This is a genomic window from Actinomadura macrotermitis, from assembly GCF_009604375.1.
Taxonomy (GTDB): Bacteria; Actinomycetota; Actinomycetes; order Streptosporangiales; family Streptosporangiaceae; genus Spirillospora; species Spirillospora macrotermitis.
Window position 1 is genome coordinate 463,224 of sequence record NZ_WEGH01000002.1, and the last position, 16,453, is coordinate 479,676.

The following is a 16,453-nucleotide window of genomic DNA, read 5'->3' on the forward strand; positions in this document are numbered from 1 at the left end:
GTGCCCGGCCGCCGCACAACAGAACGTAGATCCATCAAGCCCGCCCTGAACGAGTGCGGCCGGGTCTTTGCGTCATCGTCGAGGAGTTGCGCATGCGTTGGAGTGCCCCGCCCTGGCCGCTGCTGCGGCTGCTCGCCTGGGTCGGGACGTGCTGGGCGCTCCTCGCCGTGCTGCTCGCGCCGGCCCCGCCCGTCCGGACGGCGCTGGTCGCCGGGTACGCCCTGCTGTGGGGCTGGCAGACGGCGCGGCCGTGGCGGCCTCCTGCTGCGGCGGTGCCGGTGCTGGCGCCGCTGGTCCTGCTGGTCATCGTGCTGGCGCCGACCGCGGGCGACGGCGGGTTCCGGCCCTTCCCGTTCGCCGAGGGCAGTTACGCCGACGGGGCGCTGGCCGTCGCCGGCGCGCCCGTGTGGATCCATCTCGTCGTGCTCGCCCGGGGCCGCGACCTGGCCTGGTCGGTGCCGCTGACGCTGGCGCTCGCCCCGGCCCGGCACCTGCTCGCCGGGGGGCTGCCGCTCTGGCCCACCTGGGTCATGTGGGGGGTGGGGTTCCTGGTGCTCGGCTCGGCGTTCCGGATCCACGGCACGCTGTACGAGACGCGGCTGCGGCTGGGCCGGGAGGCCGTCGCGGAGGAGCGCCGGAAGATCGCGCGCGAGGTGCACGACCTGGTCGGGCACGGGCTCGGCGTGGTGCTGCTGAACGTCACCGCGGCCCGGCTCGCCGTCGCCCGGGGCGACGCCGAGGCCGCGGCCGGGGCGCTGGCGGAGGCCGAGCAGGCCGGGCGGCTGAGCGTGCGCGACGTCCACCGCGGGCTGGTGCTGCTGCGCGACCCGGCGGACACCGCGGTCGCGCCCGCGCTGCCCACCGCGGAGGACACCAAGGCGCTGGTCGACCGATTACGGGCCGGCGGGCTGGCGGTGCGGCTCACCGTCCGGGGCGATCTCGGCGCGGTCGATCCGGCGGTCGGGCTGGCCGTCTTCCGGGTGGTGCAGGAGGCGCTGTCCAACACCGCCCGGCACGCGCCCGGCGCGGCGGCGACGGTCACCGTCGAGGTCGGTGACGCGGCCGCCGAGGTGACGGTGGCCGATCAGGGGGCCGCGCCGGCGCGGGGGCGGCCCCCGGGCGGCGGGCTCGGCCTGGTCGGGATGCGCGAGCGCGTCACCGCGCTCGGCGGCACGTTGCGGGCCGGCCCGGACGGCGCCGGCTGGACGGTCCGCGCCACGATCCCGCTGGCCGGGGCCTCATGATCCGGCTGCTGCTGGTGGACGACCAGCAGCTCGTCCGCGCCGGGCTGACGCGCATCCTGGGCGGCGAGCCCGGCATGGAGATCGCCGGCGAGTGCGCCGACGGCGACGAGGTGGCCGCGGCGGTCGCGCGCTGCGCCCCCGACGTCGTGCTGATGGACGTCCGGATGAAGCGGATGGACGGCGCCGCGGCCACCCGGCTGCTGCGGGCACAGGCCGGGGCGCCGCCGGTGCTGGTCCTCACGATGTTCGACGATCCGGAGGTGGTCGCCGCCGCCCTCGCCGCCGGGGCCGCCGGGTTCGTGCTGAAGGACGCGCCGGGCGAGGAGATCGTCCAGGCCGTCCGGGCGGTGGCCGCCGGGAAGGGGTGGCTCGACCCGGCCGTCACCCCGCAGGTCCTCGCGGCCTACCGGACCGTGCTGCCGCCGCGGCCCGGGCCGTCCCCCGGGCTGTCGCTCCGGGAGCGGGAGGTGCTGGCGCTGATCGGGTCCGGCGCCACCAACCCCGAGATCGCGGCGCGGCTGAACATCGCCGAGGGCACGGTGAAGGCGCATGTCGGCAGCATCTTCACCAAGCTGGACCTCCGCGACCGCGCCGCCGCGGTCATCTACGCCCTCCGCCACGACCTGTCCGGCGGCTGAGCCCCGCACGGCCGGGACGGTCGCGGACGCCTCGCGCACCATGGCGTCACGGGCCGGTCGGCACGGCCCCGGCGGCGCTTGCGTTCGAGCGCGCTCGAAGGCCTAGCTTCACCGCCATGACGACACAGACATGGATCATCACCGGGGCGTCGAAGGGGTTCGGGCGGGCGCTGGCCGAGGCGGCCCTCGCGGCCGGGGACCGGGTCGTGGCGGCCGTCCGCACGCCCGGCAGCGTCGCCGACATCCGCGCCGCGGCCCCGGACCGCTGCGCGGTCGTCCGGTTCGACGTCCGGGACACCGCGCAGGCCGGCACGCCGGTGCAGGCGGCCCTGGACAGGTTCGGCGGCCTGGACGTGCTGGTGAACAACGCCGGCCGCGCCGTCGTCGGCGCGGCCGAGGAGGTCGGCGAGGCGCAGCTTCGCGACCTGATGGACCTGCACCTGTTCGGTCCGGCCGCGCTGGTCCGCGCGGCGCTGCCGGTGATGCGCGCGCAGCGGTCCGGGACGATCGTGCAGATGAGCAGCCAGGGCGGGCGCCTGTCGTTCCCCGGCGTCTCGGCCTATTCGGCGTCGAAGTTCGCGCTGGAGGGCTGGTCGGAGTCGCTCGCCGGGGAGGTCGCCCCGTTCGGCGTCCGGGTGATGATCGTCGAGCCGAGCCGCTTCCGGACCGCGTTCAACGCCGCGGACGTCCTGGAGTTCGCCGAGCCGTCCGGCGCCTACCGGGAGGCGCTGGCCTCCGTCCGCGCCGACCTGGCCGGGGCCGACGGCCTCCAGGAAGGCGACCCGGTCAAGGCCGCGCAGGTCATCGTGTCGCTCGCGCACTCCGACGAGGTGCCGCTGCGGCTGCCGCTCGGGCGCGAGGCCGTCGACCGGATCTCCGCCGCCTACCGGCGCGGCCTCGACGAGGTGACGAGGTGGGCGGACGTGGCGCGCGGCGCCGACTTCGCCGGCGCCGCCGCGTCCGCCCGTCCGATCTAGGGTGGGGGCATGGCCACCGACGACCTGATGAGCAAGGCGCTCGCGGCGCTCGGGGAGACCGGCGGTCCGGTGTCGGCCGAGGTCATCCACCGGCTCGCCGACGCCGGCGACGTCCGCGAGCCGATGACGATCGCCGAGGTCGCCGCCCTGCTCGACCTGTCGCCGCACACGCTGCGCTACTACGAGCGGGCCGGCCTCATCGAGGTCGACCGCGACGCCAACGGCCACCGCAGCTACTCGCCCGAGGCCGTCCGGCGGCTGGTGTTCGTGACCCGGATGCGGCTGTCCGGCATGGCGATGCGCGACCTCCAGCACTACATCGCCCTGGTGGACGCCGGGGAGGAGACCGTCCCCGAACGGCTCGACATGCTGCTGGAGCACCGCGACACCGTCCGCCGCCAGATCCGCGAGCTGACCCTCTCCCTCGCCGCCACCGAATACAAGATCGCCACCTACGGCGGCGCCGCCGCCCCCTGAGCACCGTTCCTGACCGCGGCCGGGCGGCGGGCGGCGCGCGCCGGAGCGGCGGTCGCGTCCCGGCCACAGCCCCGCGTCGTGGCGGCCGGGGAAAAGCGGCAGGGCCGCCAGACCGGGTGGTCTGACGGCCCTGTTCGGCCGGCTCATGATCAAGCCTTGTCGAAGGTGTGCTTGGCCCAGAGGTAGGAGGCGACCGCGATGCCGGCGCACCAGGCGACGGCGATGGGGCCGCTGTTGCCGATCGGGGTGCCCAGCAGCAGGCCGCGCAGGGTCTCCATGATGGGGGTGAAGGGCTGGTACTCGGCGAACCAGCGCAGCACGGTCGGCATGGAGTCGGTGGGGACGAAGCCGCTGCCCAGGAAGGGCAGCAGGATCAGGGGCATGGGGGCGTTGCTGGCGGACTCGGGCGTCTGGGCCTTCAGGCCGAGGGCGACCGACAGCCAGGTGACGGCGACCACGAACAGGATGAGCAGTCCGGCCGCGGCCAGCCACTCGACGACGGTGGCGTCGGGGCGGAAGCCCATGGCCAGCGCGACGCCGATCAGGACGGCCATGCCCAGCAGCTGCTGGATGACGGCGCCGACGACGTGGCCGGTCAGGACGGCGGGCCGCCAGATCCGCATGGTGCGGAAGCGGGCGATGACGCCCTCGGTCATGTCGGTGGCGACCATGACCGCGGTTCCCGTCGCGGCGGTCGCCACCGCCATGAGCAGGATGCCCGGCACGACGTAGTTGACGTAGGCGCTGCGGCCGTTCCCGGCGCCGCCGAGGCCGTTGCCGAGGGTGCCGCCGAAGACGTAGACGAACACCAGCAGCAGGATGACGGGCGTGATCACCAGCTGGATCGTCATGGACGGGTAGCGGACCAGGCGCTTCAGCTGGCGCCGGACCATGGTGGAGGAGTCGCGGGCGGCGAGGGTGAGGGCGCTCATCGGGTGGTCTCCTGGTTCTGGCCGGTGAGGGTGAGGAAGACGTCGTCGAGGTCGGGAGTGTGCACGCCGAGGTCGGCCGGCTCGATGCCGGCGGCGTCCAGGCGGGCGAGCAGCTCGCGCAGGGACGCGACGCTGCCGTCGGAGGGGACCTGCAGCGTGAGCCGGTTCTCGTCGGCGGGGTCCACGAAGCCGCGGCCGAGCGCGCCCAGCGCGCCGTTCAGCGCGTCGTCGCCGGTGAACCGCAGCGACACGTGGCCGCCGGGGATGAGCCGCTTGAGCTCGTCGGGGGTGCCCTCGGCGATCAGCGTGCCGTGGTCGAGGAGGGCGATGTGGTCGGCGAGCTCGTCGGCCTCGTCGAGGTACTGGGTGGTGAGGAAGATGGTGACGCCGCCCGCGACCAGGTCGCGCACGATCTGCCACATGGTGCGGCGGCTGCGCGGGTCCAGGCCGGTGGTGGGCTCGTCCAGGAAGATCAGCCGGGGGTCGCCGACCAGCGTCATCGCCAGGTCCAGCCGGCGCTGCATGCCGCCGGAGTAGGTGGCGGCGGTCTTGCCGGCCGCGTCGGCCAGGTCGAACCGCTCCAGCAGCTCCTTGGCCTTGCGCTTGCCCTCGCGCTTCGGCAGGTGCTTCAGGTCGGCCATGAGGAGCAGGTTCTCCTCGCCGGTGAGCAGCTTGTCGACGGCCGAGTACTGCCCGGTGACGCCGATCGCGCCGCGGACGTCGTCGGCCTGGCGCGCCAGGTCGTGCCCGGCGACCTTGACCCGGCCGTCGTCCGCCCGGATCAGCGTGGACAGGATCTGCACGGTGGTGGTCTTGCCGGCGCCGTTCGGGCCGAGCAGGGAGAAGATCGTTCCTTCGGGGACGGCCAGGTCGACACCGTCCAGCACGACCTTGTCGCCGTAGGACTTGCGCAGTCCGCTCGCTTCGATGGCCAGGTTCGTCATGGGGGGATGCTCCTCAGGTGCGGCGGGTCAGAGGCTGCGGGCGGTGATGTCGCCCTGGATGGTGGTGGCGCGGATCTGGAGTTCGGCGGTGCCGTCGTTCTTGAGGGAGTTGTTGATGCGGCCGTGAGAGGTGCCGGCGTCCAAGGAGGCCGAGACGCCGGGGGCGGCGTCGATGGTGATGTCACCGGACTGGGTGTTCAGCTCGACGGCGCCGCCCCTGGCCTCGGCGATCCGGATGTCGCCGCGCTGGGTGCTGATCTGCGCGGGACCGTTCAGCCGGCCGACCTCGACGTCGCCGTCGATGGCGGTGAGGCGGAGCCCGGCGGCTTCGTCGATCTTGGTGTGGCGGTAGGCGCCCTCGAAGGCGACCTCGCCCAGGCGGCCGACGCCGCGCAGCTCGGTGGCGGCGGCCTTGCCCTCGACGCGGGACCCGGCGGGCAGCTGCACCGTCACCTCCACCGCGCCCGACGGGCCGAGGTACTTGCTGCCGGCGGGGGCCTGGACCCGCAGGACGCCGTCGGCGTACTCGACCGTGGTCTGCTCGGCGGCCTTGGCGTCGCGGCCCTTGCCGGGGGTGGCGGGCAGGACCTCGACCAGGGTGTCGGCGCGGTCGGCGGCGATGACCTGCACGCGGCCGGCCGGGATGTCGAAGGTGGCGGTGATCGGGGCGGGGGTGGCGAAGGTGTTCATCGTGTGCTCCTTGCGGTCTGCCGTGCGGCTCGTTGTTTCCGACATCGCAAAAGCTACGTTGCATTCACGGATCCTTCAAGTAGATCATTGCGTTGAAACTACGTTCACGCAGGTCATAGCAGGGAAATCATTGCAACGATCCTGATGATTAACGCAACGAGCCTCATGCAAAGCGTTGCAATGAATGAGAGTGAACGCTATGGTGGTGGCGACAAGGGACGTCGAGCGGCGCCAGGGGGCGCCCGAAGGGGGCCGTGGTGCCGGGAGGCAGGCTCACCCAGCAGGAACGCCAGCAGATCGCCGCGGGGCTGGCGGACGGCCTCGCCTACGCCGAGATCGCCCGGCGTCTGGACCGCCCGACCTCCACCGTCACGCGTGAGGTGATGCGCAACGGCGGCCCCACCGGCTACCGCGCCGACCTGGCCCACCGCGCCACCGAGCACCGCACCCGCCGGCGCCGGGGCGCCTCGGCGCGGGGGCCCGAGCCGGTCCAGCCGCACGGCCGCGACCCCGAGGCCGTCCGCGAGTACGAGGAGACCTTCACCACCATCATGATGGCGTCGGGCCTGCCCAAGATGATGTCGCGGGTGCTGGCCTGCCTCTACACCACCGACGCCGGCAGCCTCACCGCCGCCGAGCTCGCCCAGCGCCTCCAGGTCAGCCCGGCCTCCATCTCCAAGGCCGTGGCGTTCCTGGAGAGCCAGGACCTGGTCCGCCGGCAGCGCGACGAGGGCCGCCGCGAGCGCTACGCCGTCGACGACGACCTGTGGCACCAGTCGACGCTCTCCAGCGCCCAGGCCCTCGTCAAGTTCGTCGAGATCGCCCGGCAGGGCGTCGGCGTCCTCGGCCGCGACACCCCGGCCGCCGTCCGCCTGGAGAACATCGCCCGCTATCTGGACTTCGTCGCCGAGAGGTTCGCCCGCGCCGCCGAGCAGGCCCGCGAGGTCCTCTACGCGAACCCTGAGCCCGACGGCCCCGACAGCTGATCAGCCGATCCGCTGCTCCTCGGCGTCGAGCCAGACGTACTGGTCATCGGGGGTCACGGTCAGGCCCCACCGGCCGGCCGCGGGCCGGCCGAGCGCGTCCCACCAGCGATGGGCGTCCGCCACCTCCTGCCACAGGTCCCGCTCGCCGTACTGCCGGACCGGGAACCTCTCCGCGCCCGGCTCGTGGTCGAGGCGGGCCCACGAGCCGGACCACGGATCGACCAGCCAGAGGGTGTAGGCGCCCGGGCCGTGGTGCTCGACGATCGGCTTGCAGCGCGGCACCTTCAAGCCGATCGCCAGCGACACGTCGTACTCGCCGAGCACGTCGTAGGGGTGCAGGCAGGTGGACGACTCGCGCGCCTGTGCCTCGTGCCGCACGTCGCGCGCGAGCAGAACGCGTTTGCCGCGCTGTTCGCGCACCAGCATGAACGCCACGTTCCCCACGATCCGGCCCCGCATGGTGCCGTCCCCTGACACCAGGAACGACACCAGCGCGCCGTTGTGGAAGTCGGTGGCCCACGGCACCAGCACCCGGCCGCCCGGCCGGGTCTGCGCCGCCCACGCGGGCGGCACCCGCTTGACCGCCGCCGTGGCGATCACCCGGTCGAACGGCGCGGCCGGCCGGTGCCCGAGCGCCCCGTCCCCGGTCACCACGGTGACCCGATGGCCCGCCTCCCGCAGCACGCGACGGGCGCGGCCGGCGAGCGCCGGGTCCACCTCGACCGAGACGACGCGACCGGAGCCGAGCCGTTCGGCCAGCAGCGCGGCGTTCCAGCCGGTGCCGGTGCCGATCTCCAGCACCGACATGCCCGGTTCGGCCTGAAGCGCCGTGAGCATCTGCGCCACCACGTCGGGACGACTGGCGGAGCTGGTGACCTCATGGCCGGACAGGGCGCCGTCGTCCACCTGCGTGATCACGTAGTCGTCGGCGTAACACAGCTCCAGCCAGGCGTCCTCGTCGTCGCCGCGCCGCACCGGGACCAGCCGGTCCTGCTCGGGCACCCACACCGTGTCGGGGATGAACCGGTGCCGGAGCACCGTGTCGAACGGCTCCCGCCAGCCCGGGCCGATGTCGCCGGCCTCGGCGAGCCGCTCGACGAGCCGGGCGGACAGCTCCGCGGGGCCGGCCATCTACTTGCCGCCCTTCTCGTGCTTGCCGCCGCCGGGCGGATCCTTGGGCTCCGCCGGCGGGATCGGCTTGTCCCACTTGCCGTCGGCGTCCCGCTTCTCATCGTGCTTGCCCACGTCGGGCTCCCCTCACCTGGGCCGCAAGCAGCCGCTCTCGCAACTTGATTCCGGTCCGCGCCTGCAGCAGGAAATCCCGGCCGTCCACCGCGAACCACACCCCGGCGACCGGATCGGCCACGAACCCCAGGCCGGGGTACTCCGCCCGCAACCGCGCCAACGCCACGGCCGCCTGCTGCAGCAACGCGGCCGACCAGCCTTCCGGGGCATCGACGTCGGGACGCGGTTCGTTCCTCACGGCGCGTCCTCGGGTGCGGTCAGCTGTTCGGCGGCCCACCCGGCCTGCGCGCAGGGCGCCAGCCAACCGGCCGAGGACGAGTGGAAGCCCAGCCCCACCGGGCCTCGCACCACCTGCACCGACTCGCCCAGGCACGGCACCCGCAAGAGCAGCCGGGAGCCATCATGGCGCTCGACCCGCTGACCACGCCGCCACAGTTCCCGCCCCAGCCACGCCAGGCGAAACCGCGCTCGCAGAACGGCGGGTGCAGACGGAAGAACACCCACCGGCTGCGCCGCCTGCCCGGCGCGCCGCCGCGTCACCTGGCCGCCTGACGCTGCTTGCCGCGCGCGGCTTCGACGAGCAGCGCCTCCCGCAGCGCCTCGGCGGTGTCCTGGATGACCGTCAGGTCGACCCCGGCGGACGGGTCGTGCAGCGTCGCGCACCAATCGCCTAGCAGCCCGTCCGAACGGACGGACCGCCAGATGCGGTGCCCTCTGAAGTCCCTACGGAGCCGAGCGAGAGCCTGGTCGTCGGGGTGGGTGGGTATCGTCATCTTGCCTCCTTGCGAGGTGGAAGCCGTGCGGTCGGGCCCCGGGCTCCAATCCATGAGCCCGACCGCGCGGCGGCTTCTACGCTTCACGAAGTGCTACACATATGAGAGCTTCGACCACAGAGCGCTCGTCTGCAATGCACAGTGCAAGTTTTTCTTGTTACCTTCTGGCTATAGCCACCCGTCGCGATCACCTCCACACTGTTCACCATGGCTACTGTCCGCCACCGCCGACTTGCGCGAGAACTTCGCATACTTCGCGAGCGCTGCGGCCTCAGATCCGAAGCTGTCGCCCTCGAACTCGGCTGGGATCGCTCCAAGGTCAGCCGGTTGGAGACCGCCCGCGTCAAACCGAAGCTGGCCGACATCACCGAACTCCTCGATCTGTATGGAGTCACCAGCCCAGAACGGGACGCGCTGATCCAGCTCGCCAAGGACGCACGGCAACGCGGCTGGTGGAGAGCGTTCGGGGATGTCTTCGAGGGCACATACATCGGGCTGGAGAGCGAAGCCGACAGCATCCGCTCTTGGCAACCTCAGGTCGTCCCCGGCCTCCTCCAGACCGAGGACTATGCACGAGCCATCCTCACAGCCGCATGTCCTGACACTCTGGAACGCACCGAACAACGGGTTCGTGCACGGATGGCTCGTAAGCCACTGCTCAATCGCCCAGGACGTCCTCCCTCATTCCACGCCATCGTGGACGAGGCGGTACTTCGTCACATGGTCGGTGGCCGTGACGTGCTGCGAGCACAGCTCTCCGAGTTGTGGGCGGCTTCCCAGCGCCCCAACATCACGCTTCAGGTCATGCCTTTCGAGGCCGGCGCCCACCCGGGTGTCGACGGGGCTTTCGTGATCCTTGGCTACCTAGAGGATCTCGATCCCGACGTGGTGTACGTCGAGGGCCAGGCCGGGAGCGTCTTTCCGGAGTCGACGGAGGAAGTCACTCGCTTTAGGTTGATATGGGAGCGTCTCGTCGACGCTGCCTTGTCACCGGCGGACTCGGCGGCACTGCTCGTCGAACTGACCAGGGAGTGATCACCTTCATGGCCGACTTCACAGCCGCACGCTGGAGGAAGAGCAGCCGGAGCACGGGCAAGGAGGACTGCGTCGAGGTCGCCGGGCTCTCCCCCGTCGTCGCCGTACGCGACTCCCAAGACCCAGACGGCCCCAAGCTCACCCTCGACGCCACCGCCTGGCGCACCTTCGCCCACCGCATCAAGATCGGCGAACTCGACCTGGCCTGACACCGGCCGGACTTAGCCGTGGCTGCGCTTTGATGGAGGGGCGATGCCCTCCTCTTCCTCCTCCAGCGCGCAGGCCGCGCGGCAGCGCTTGGCCGAGCAGCTCCGCCGGATGCGTCAAGGCGCGCGGATCTCCGGTGTGCGGTTCGCCGAGCTGGCCGGCTGGCAGGACTCCAGCAACGTCTCCAAGATCGAGCGGGGGATGCGGCCCGCCTCGGCCGATCATGTGCGGTTGTGGTGCCGGATCTGTGGTGCCTCGCGGCAGCGCACCGAAGAGCTGCTGGCCGAGCAGGCGGCCGTGGCGCGTATGTGGATCTCCTACCAGCAGCTCAACCGAGGCGGCCTGACAGCCGCGCAGAAATCGGTGCGCGAGGAATACGAGCAGTTGAGGCTCGCACGTTCCTACCAGAACACGGTGATTCCCGGCCTGTTGCAAACCCGGCGCTACACCGAGGCGGCCCTACGCCAGGTGTGCGTGGAGCAGGGCGTGACCGCTGACGATCTCGCCGGTGCGGTCGCCGAGCGGATGGACCGGCAGCGGGTGTTGCGCCGGGTGGACGCCCGCTGGTGGTTTGTCATGGAAGAGGACGTCCTGTGGTACCGGCCGTTCGCCGTGGAGATCCACCGTGCACAGCTCGCGCATCTGCTGACGGTGATGCGGCTCCCCACGGTGCGGCTCGGCGTCATCCCCCGGTCCGCGGACCGGCGCAACGTGTCACCGGCCGAATCGTTCGACGTCACCGACACCGAACTGGTGACGGTCGAGCTGACCTCGGGATACCTGTCGGTGACGGTGCCCGAGGAGATCGCGATGTACCTGCGGGCCTGGGAGCGGTTGTCGGCGCTGGCGGTCCACGGCAAGCCCGCCGCAGCGCTGATCGAGCGGGCGCTGCGGGGTCTGGCGGGTCAGGACGGGGTGTAGTCGGCGTGCGGGACGGCCCGCTCCCACAACATCTCGAAGACGCCGACGACGGGGATGATCGCTCGCGGGTCGGTGACGTGCTCGTAGACGTCCAGGCCCGTCCCGTCCCCCGCGGTGAAGTTGTAGCGGATCACGCGCTGGTCGAACATGAAGTAGTCGGCCACCGGGGTCATCAGGTCGTAGGCCAGGCGGCGCGGCAGCCAGCGCAGTTCCTCCCCCGCCCGGATGTTGCCGTAGCTGATCGCGTGCTCCCAGCGGATGTAGTCGCTGACCGGCTCGGACACGATCCGCAGCCGCCGGAACCGCACGCCGCGGGCGACGACACCGCCGACCAGCTCGATCCAGTCGTCCCACTCGTAGGAGGTGTCGCCGGTCCGCCGCCATTCGATGAACGCCGGATCGGTGGTGTCGTAGGTGTCGCGGGCCTCCAGGTGGACCACCGAACGTTCGGCGCCGGCCAGCAATGCCTCGAAGGTCGGCTCCCCCTTGCCCTGCCTTCCGGGCTCGTAGGTCCCGGTCAGCGCCTCCAGGACGTACTTGCCCATACTCGCGGGATGCCAGACCACGGCCTCGTCCGCACTGATGGGCGAGTGTTCGGCGATCTTCATGAGCGTCCCGGGGTCGGTCACCAGGCGGCCCTGGTAGTAGGCGTCGCCGGTGCCAGGGTCGACGAAAACCGCCGGGCACTGGTTCTTGGGTGAGTCGTCGTCCATGCCGACGAAGTCCATGACGACCTCCTGCGCGCGGTGGGCGGCTGTTCCCGGACGACCCTCACCCGGAGGACGCCACCCGTCAAGAGACCTGTCCGCTGACCACGTCATGCCGCCGGGCAGGGGCCAAAGTCCGCCAAATTTCTTCCCCTGGGCGCGACGAGGGGGTCAGAGTCGGGCTCAGCCAAGCCCCGTAGCTCCAGGTCAGCTCCCTGTGGTGCGGATTCTGGGGAACCCAGCGTGGCAACCGGCCGCGCCCGAGGCTCATGGAGGAGCCGTGACCGTCACAGCACAGCGACCTATGGAGGTCGGAGTCACCGCGGATCCCCGATCATTGATCTCCCCGGAGCTGCTGGCCCGTCTGGCGGGCCGGATCGCCTCGGAGCAGATCTGCACCGAACAGCACGCCGAGCAGGTCATGCTCCAGGCGCTCGGTTTCCTGAAGGCATGCGCGCTCAATCCGGGTGCGGGCCTGGCGCCCTCGGAGGCCGTGGACATCGGCTGGCACACCTTTATCCTGCACACCCGCGAGTACGCCGACTTCTGTCAGCGGGTGGCCGGCCGCTTCATTCACCACACCCCCGCCGACCCTGGCGAGTCGCCGCATCAGGCCGAGGCGATCGGCTCGACCGTCGCCGCCATGCGGGCCGCCGGCATCGAGGTGGACACCGCGTTGTGGGTGCCGGTCAGCAAGTGCAGCCAGTGCTACGCCGGATGCGCCAACGACCCCAAGGCGGCGGGAGCATGATCCCCTGCCACTGGGACGCCGTTCCCGCGCCGCACCAGGCCGCGATCGAAGCCGTCTGCGGGCGGGTGCTCAAGGCCGAGCCGGTCACCGGCGGGCTGATGCCCGGTCTGACCGCCCGTCTGCACACCGAGGGCCGGTCGTTCTTCTTCAAGGCGATCCCGGCCGACAACGCCGCCGCCACGTTGTTCCGGCGCGAGCGCGAGGCCGGGTGCGCGCTCCCCGAGGACGCACCCGCGCCCAAGCTGCTGTGGTCGGACGACTCCCACGGTTGTGTCTCGCTGCTCTTCGAGCACGTGGACGGCCGGGACGCCGACCTGTCGCCCGGCTCACCCGATCTGCCCGGCGTCTTGGAGGCGCTGGGCCGGCTCAACGTCCTCCAGTGGGAGCAGGCCCCGCCGGTGGCCGGCAACCTCGGCCCGCTCCTGGACAAGGCCGCCGCCTTGCTCGGCGAACGGCGCGACGCCGCGCACTGGGCCATGTACGCCGAAGCGGTCGCCGGGTTCCGTCCGGAGTCGGTGGCCGGACCGTCGCTGCTGCACTACGACCCCCACCCTGGCAACCTCCGGGTCACCGGGCACGGCGTGCGGCTGGTCGACTGGTCGTTCGCCTGCATCGGCGTCTCCTGGATCGACGCGGCGTTCCTGGTGCCCCGCCTCATCAAGGCCGGGCACTCCCCCGCCCAGGCCGAAGCGCTGGTGTCGGCGCACCCCGACTGGTCCGCCGCCCCGGACGATGCGGTGACCGGCTTGGCCGCGCTGTGGACGCTGTTCCGCGAGTACAAGGCGCTGTACGGCCCCGATCACGCACGGACCTTCCGCATCCGGGCCGCCCACGCCGGACGGTCATGGGTGCGTCACCGAATATCCTGACCGGCCCTTGGCCGGCCGGCCGCCGGCGGGCGCGGCGACGCTGCTGATCCGGCATGGCGCGTCCCAGTCCGCGCGGGCAGACGGGCCGTTTCCGCTGGTGAACGGCCAGGGCGATCCTGGGCTCGCGACGGAAGGGCGGCAGCAGGCCGAGCAGGTGTGCGCTCGCCTTGCCGGAGAGAGGGTCGACGCGGTCTACGTGACGCCGCTGCGCCGCACCCACCAGTCCGCCGCTCCGCTTGCGTTGGCCCTGGGCGTCGAGCCGGTGGTGGAGGACGGGCTGCGCGAAGTCCATCTGGGCGAATGGGAAGGCGGCGCGTTCCGCAGGATGGTCGCGGAGAACGCCCCCGAGGCGCAGCGGATGTGAGCCGAAGAACCCTGGGACGCCATCCCCGGCGCCGAGTCGAACGAGTCACCGCCCCCCCGACGCCCTGGCCGGTTCCGCAAGTCCTGCGCCGCTCCACCAAGGGCGGCCCAAAGCAGCCGGTCTACCTGGCGATGGAAGAACTCGGCCGCGTCGTACGCACGATCTTCACCTGTGACCACCTCGCGGACGAACAGCTCCGCCGGGAGATCAACAGCGGCCTGCATCTGCTCAGTCCGCCCTCGTCTATGTCAACACCCGGCTCCCGGCCCACATCAACCCGTACGGACGCTTCTACCTGGACATGGAGACCCGCCCAGACCTCACCGCAGCCTGACGGCCCGTTGGAAGCCGGCGAAGCTCTGGTTCGGACCGGTCCCGCACGGCTGAAGGGTACGCATGCGCATTCTGAGAGCCATACCTCGTCTGGTCATGTTCGGATCGCGATCGGCGGCCACTGGGAGCCGATGTCGACAGCCGATATCTGTCGGCTCCCAGTGGCCGTGCGCTCAGGGGGCGGTGGCGACCCAGGCCGCCTGCTGCCATGCCCGGTAGTTCAGGACCGTGCCTGCGGGCGCGGTCTGGTCCACGGGTGTGCGCGGGTCGGATACCGGGCCTCCCGGCCGGGCTCGGACCAGGACCGTCTCTTCTGCCAGCAGTCGGCCGGTGGCGGTGTCCACGACGAGGCGGCGTTCCGTTGCGGGGCCGCCTGACGGTGCTCCGCTGGGCAGGGCGACCGCGTGTCCCCGCCGGCCGAGTGGATCGCTCACACTGCCAAGGCTGCGGATGCCGGGCATCTGGGCGAGCATACGGTACGCCGCTGCACGGACGTTGGACGGCGCCGGCTCGGAGAACAGGTCCCAAACGGCATCGTAAAGCCGTTCGGCATCCGTGATCGGGCCCTCGGAACCGTGTGGCTTTCTGAGGATGTACGCCCGTAGTTGCGCCGGGTCGGTCGGGAGTCGCCGCAACTGCGCCGCTGAACCGTCAGGGAAACTCAACCGGACCGGCACCTTGATGGTCTTCCACCCGGACGGTTGCGCGGTCCATGAGGTGAGCGGCCGCGGGAGTGCCCAACGTTTGGGGGATCCTGCCCTGCGCCATGCGGCCACGTCCGCCGGTCGTTGTGGATGTGCGCCGAGGTCGCGGGTGGCTTGCCAGGACGGGCGCTTGCCGGTTCCGAGCCACTGGCGAAGACCCTGACGGCGTTCCAGGACGTAGGGCCCGGAAGGCGCGTGGATCACGGTCGTCCACCCCTGTACCTCGTCCGTCAGCCAGTACGGGCCATGACCCGCCGCCTCGTGCGTGGTGGATTCCGCCGCGCTGAGCAGGATGGACTGTGCGGACAGTGCGGTGGGCCGCGTCGGAGTGGGACGGGTGGAGGGCGCACCGCCGCCGATGGTGGCGGCGGCCACCGCAGTGGCCGTCGCGGCGCCCAGGAGGCCGGATCCGATCATCCAGCGGCGCCGCGGCATGACGCGTAGCGAACTCCGCCTGCGGCCGGTCATCTCCTGTTCCAGCCGGTTCAGCGCCTCGGCGGCTGCATGGCGTGACGGGGGCGGCGGCTCTTTCAGCAGATCACGGACCATGGTCATCTCGTTCATGCGGGTGACTCCTCGGTGGTCAAAGTGGGGTTGGTTCCGCCGAGCGATTCGCGGAGTTTTCGCCGGGCACGGTTCAGCCGTGAGGCGACCGTGCCGTACTTCAGGCCCATGGCCTGCGCGACCTCCTCATACGTCAGGTCGGCGAGCGCGATCAGCAGCAGCACGTCCCGGTCGCCGGGAGAAAGCCGGGCCAGCGCGCCGGCCAGCGCGCCGCCCGTACTTACGGCACTCACGCGGTCCGCAGCCCGCTCTTCGTGGCTTTCTACGGCGTTCAGCGTCGGCGTCTTGGCCAGTGCCCGGTAGAAGCGTTTCTCCGCGCGACGGTGCAGGCCGATCAGATTCGTTGCGATCCCATACAGCCACGGCCGTACGGAGCCGCGATCCGGGTCGAAACGCCGCCGCTGCCGGAACGCGGCCAGGAACGTCTCAGCGGCGATGTCATCTGCGGCGTCCGGGCCGACCCGCCGTGTCACATAGCCGTGGATCTCCTTGTAGTAACGATGGAAGATCTCGGCGAAGCGTTCGGGTTCGTGCCACGACTCGGCGATCAGCGCGGCGTCTTGGGGAGGGGACGCCGCGCTGTCAGACGCGTGGCTCACATCCATGAAGGATCCTCTTCTCGGGGGCAGCTCACCCTGTTCTCAACCGGACGGCGCCAACCCCTTCACGAGTAGATGACGGTGGCGATGGCTACGCCGCGCATGTACCGGACAACGCGCAGCGGGCGCGAGTGCCGGCGGCCGAGTCCATCCGCGAACTCATCGTGCAAGGCACCAACGAGGGCCTGGCGGCCGAACCGGGCGATGCCCTCATGCTCCACGGCACGGTGGTCCAGGACCACGAACCGGTCGACGTCGATGAGCTCCAGCCGGCCCTCGAGGTCCTACGGGCGAAGTGCCGAGCACGAAGACACAAGCGCGTAAATCAGAAACTGCGCCTACCTTGCGGCTCACCGGAGCTTCGGGATTCCTGGGCCGTGTCGGCGCACCCCGGCTGGTCCGCCGCTCCGGACGATGCGGTGACCGGCTTGGCCGGGGGATGGGGCCGTCGCCGACGTGCGGGACTCCGACGGGCCTTCGCTCGCCGTATCAA

Annotated in this window: 20 protein-coding genes; 11 read left to right on the top strand and 9 right to left on the bottom strand. The window is 71.6% G+C overall.

The annotated features are described in order from the left end of the window. The first annotated feature begins 92 nt into the window (after positions 1-92). The 4 genes from ACRB68_RS13940 to ACRB68_RS13955 all read left to right on the top strand — a co-directional run bounded on the left by ACRB68_RS13940 (position 93) and on the right by ACRB68_RS13955 (position 3,336). Positions 93-1,244, top strand: coding sequence for a sensor histidine kinase (locus ACRB68_RS13940; protein ID WP_153532915.1), 1,152 nt, complete (start codon positions 93-95; stop codon positions 1,242-1,244). After that, the gene (locus tag ACRB68_RS13945; protein ID WP_153532916.1) at positions 1,241-1,882 is read left to right on the top strand and encodes a response regulator transcription factor; all 642 of its coding nucleotides are present in this window, start codon (positions 1,241-1,243) and stop codon (positions 1,880-1,882) included. The genes ACRB68_RS13940 and ACRB68_RS13945 overlap by 4 nt, the downstream gene beginning before the upstream one ends. A 116-nt stretch (positions 1,883-1,998) precedes the next feature. Next, positions 1,999-2,859 carry an SDR family oxidoreductase gene (locus ACRB68_RS13950; RefSeq protein ID WP_153532917.1) on the top strand — a complete coding sequence of 287 codons (861 nt, stop codon included), beginning with the start codon at positions 1,999-2,001 and terminating at the stop codon, positions 2,857-2,859. Positions 2,860-2,868: 9 nt separating this feature from the next. Beyond that, complete coding sequence (locus ACRB68_RS13955) at positions 2,869-3,336, top strand: MerR family transcriptional regulator (RefSeq protein WP_153532918.1); 468 nt, start codon at positions 2,869-2,871, stop codon at positions 3,334-3,336. Between the two features lie 149 nt (positions 3,337-3,485). Here ACRB68_RS13955 and ACRB68_RS13960 read toward each other — a convergent pair whose 3' ends face one another. The 3 genes from ACRB68_RS13960 to ACRB68_RS13970 are packed head-to-tail and all read right to left on the bottom strand — an operon-like array spanning position 3,486 to position 5,902. Continuing rightward, entirely contained in the window at positions 3,486-4,268 is a 783-nt protein-coding gene (locus ACRB68_RS13960; protein WP_153532919.1) for an ABC transporter permease, read from the bottom strand. Next, positions 4,265-5,212, bottom strand: a complete 948-nt coding sequence (locus tag ACRB68_RS13965; RefSeq protein ID WP_153532920.1) for an ATP-binding cassette domain-containing protein — start codon at positions 5,210-5,212, stop codon at positions 4,265-4,267. The genes ACRB68_RS13960 and ACRB68_RS13965 overlap by 4 nt, the downstream gene beginning before the upstream one ends. Positions 5,213-5,239: 27 nt before the next feature. Then, complete coding sequence (locus tag ACRB68_RS13970) at positions 5,240-5,902, bottom strand: DUF4097 family beta strand repeat-containing protein (RefSeq protein WP_153532921.1); 663 nt, start codon at positions 5,900-5,902, stop codon at positions 5,240-5,242. Positions 5,903-6,159: 257 nt separating this feature from the next. Here ACRB68_RS13970 and ACRB68_RS13975 point away from each other — a divergent pair, with 257 nt between their 5' ends. After that, the gene (locus ACRB68_RS13975; RefSeq protein ID WP_328594182.1) at positions 6,160-6,888 is read left to right on the top strand and encodes a GbsR/MarR family transcriptional regulator; all 729 of its coding nucleotides are present in this window, start codon (positions 6,160-6,162) and stop codon (positions 6,886-6,888) included. Here the strand turns inward: ACRB68_RS13975 and ACRB68_RS13980 are convergent, their stop codons facing one another. The 3 genes from ACRB68_RS13980 to ACRB68_RS13990 all read right to left on the bottom strand — a co-directional run bounded on the left by ACRB68_RS13980 (position 6,889) and on the right by ACRB68_RS13990 (position 8,906). After that, positions 6,889-8,019, bottom strand: a complete 1,131-nt coding sequence (locus tag ACRB68_RS13980) for a methyltransferase domain-containing protein (protein WP_153532922.1) — start codon at positions 8,017-8,019, stop codon at positions 6,889-6,891. Positions 8,020-8,116: 97 nt separating this feature from the next. Further along, positions 8,117-8,371, bottom strand: coding sequence for a hypothetical protein (locus ACRB68_RS13985; protein ID WP_153532923.1), 255 nt, complete (start codon positions 8,369-8,371; stop codon positions 8,117-8,119). Positions 8,372-8,669: 298 nt separating this feature from the next. After that, the gene (locus ACRB68_RS13990) at positions 8,670-8,906 is read right to left on the bottom strand and encodes a hypothetical protein (RefSeq protein WP_153532924.1); all 237 of its coding nucleotides are present in this window, start codon (positions 8,904-8,906) and stop codon (positions 8,670-8,672) included. A gap of 207 nt (positions 8,907-9,113) precedes the next feature. Between ACRB68_RS13990 and ACRB68_RS13995 the strand changes: the two genes are divergently transcribed. The 3 genes from ACRB68_RS13995 to ACRB68_RS14005 are packed head-to-tail and all read left to right on the top strand — an operon-like array spanning position 9,114 to position 11,069. Continuing rightward, on the top strand, positions 9,114-9,941 hold the full coding sequence (locus tag ACRB68_RS13995; protein WP_153532925.1) for a helix-turn-helix domain-containing protein: 828 nt from the start codon (positions 9,114-9,116) through the stop codon (positions 9,939-9,941). An 8-nt stretch (positions 9,942-9,949) separates the two neighbouring features. Beyond that, the gene (locus ACRB68_RS14000; RefSeq protein WP_153532926.1) at positions 9,950-10,150 is read left to right on the top strand and encodes a DUF397 domain-containing protein; all 201 of its coding nucleotides are present in this window, start codon (positions 9,950-9,952) and stop codon (positions 10,148-10,150) included. Positions 10,151-10,193: 43 nt separating this feature from the next. Then, the gene (locus ACRB68_RS14005; RefSeq protein ID WP_153532927.1) at positions 10,194-11,069 is read left to right on the top strand and encodes a helix-turn-helix domain-containing protein; all 876 of its coding nucleotides are present in this window, start codon (positions 10,194-10,196) and stop codon (positions 11,067-11,069) included. Here ACRB68_RS14005 and ACRB68_RS14010 read toward each other — a convergent pair. Next, entirely contained in the window at positions 11,054-11,797 is a 744-nt protein-coding gene (locus tag ACRB68_RS14010) for a DUF6879 family protein (RefSeq protein WP_207709689.1), read from the bottom strand. The genes ACRB68_RS14005 and ACRB68_RS14010 overlap by 16 nt on opposite strands. A gap of 259 nt (positions 11,798-12,056) precedes the next feature. Here ACRB68_RS14010 and ACRB68_RS14015 point away from each other — a divergent pair, with 259 nt between their 5' ends. From ACRB68_RS14015 to ACRB68_RS14025, 3 genes are read left to right on the top strand one after another with little or no spacing between them, the layout of a single operon-like run. After that, entirely contained in the window at positions 12,057-12,527 is a 471-nt protein-coding gene (locus tag ACRB68_RS14015; RefSeq protein WP_207709690.1) for a glycine-rich domain-containing protein, read from the top strand. Next, on the top strand, positions 12,524-13,396 hold the full coding sequence (locus ACRB68_RS14020; protein WP_194293312.1) for a phosphotransferase family protein: 873 nt from the start codon (positions 12,524-12,526) through the stop codon (positions 13,394-13,396). The genes ACRB68_RS14015 and ACRB68_RS14020 overlap by 4 nt, the downstream gene beginning before the upstream one ends. A 7-nt stretch (positions 13,397-13,403) precedes the next feature. Continuing rightward, positions 13,404-13,760: a histidine phosphatase family protein gene (locus ACRB68_RS14025; RefSeq protein WP_153532929.1), complete on the top strand. Its 357-nt coding sequence runs from the start codon at positions 13,404-13,406 to the stop codon at positions 13,758-13,760. Positions 13,761-14,266: 506 nt separating this feature from the next. On the opposite strand, the gene ACRB68_RS14035 is transcribed toward ACRB68_RS14025, so the two are convergent. Both ACRB68_RS14035 and ACRB68_RS14040 read right to left on the bottom strand, forming a co-directional pair. Then, the gene (locus ACRB68_RS14035) at positions 14,267-15,361 is read right to left on the bottom strand and encodes a CU044_5270 family protein (RefSeq protein ID WP_153532930.1); all 1,095 of its coding nucleotides are present in this window, start codon (positions 15,359-15,361) and stop codon (positions 14,267-14,269) included. After that, positions 15,358-15,966 (bottom strand): RNA polymerase sigma factor, encoded by a 609-nt coding sequence (locus tag ACRB68_RS14040; RefSeq protein ID WP_153532931.1) that lies wholly within the window; start codon positions 15,964-15,966, stop codon positions 15,358-15,360. The genes ACRB68_RS14035 and ACRB68_RS14040 overlap by 4 nt, the downstream gene beginning before the upstream one ends. Between the last annotated feature and the right edge of the window lie 487 nt (positions 15,967-16,453).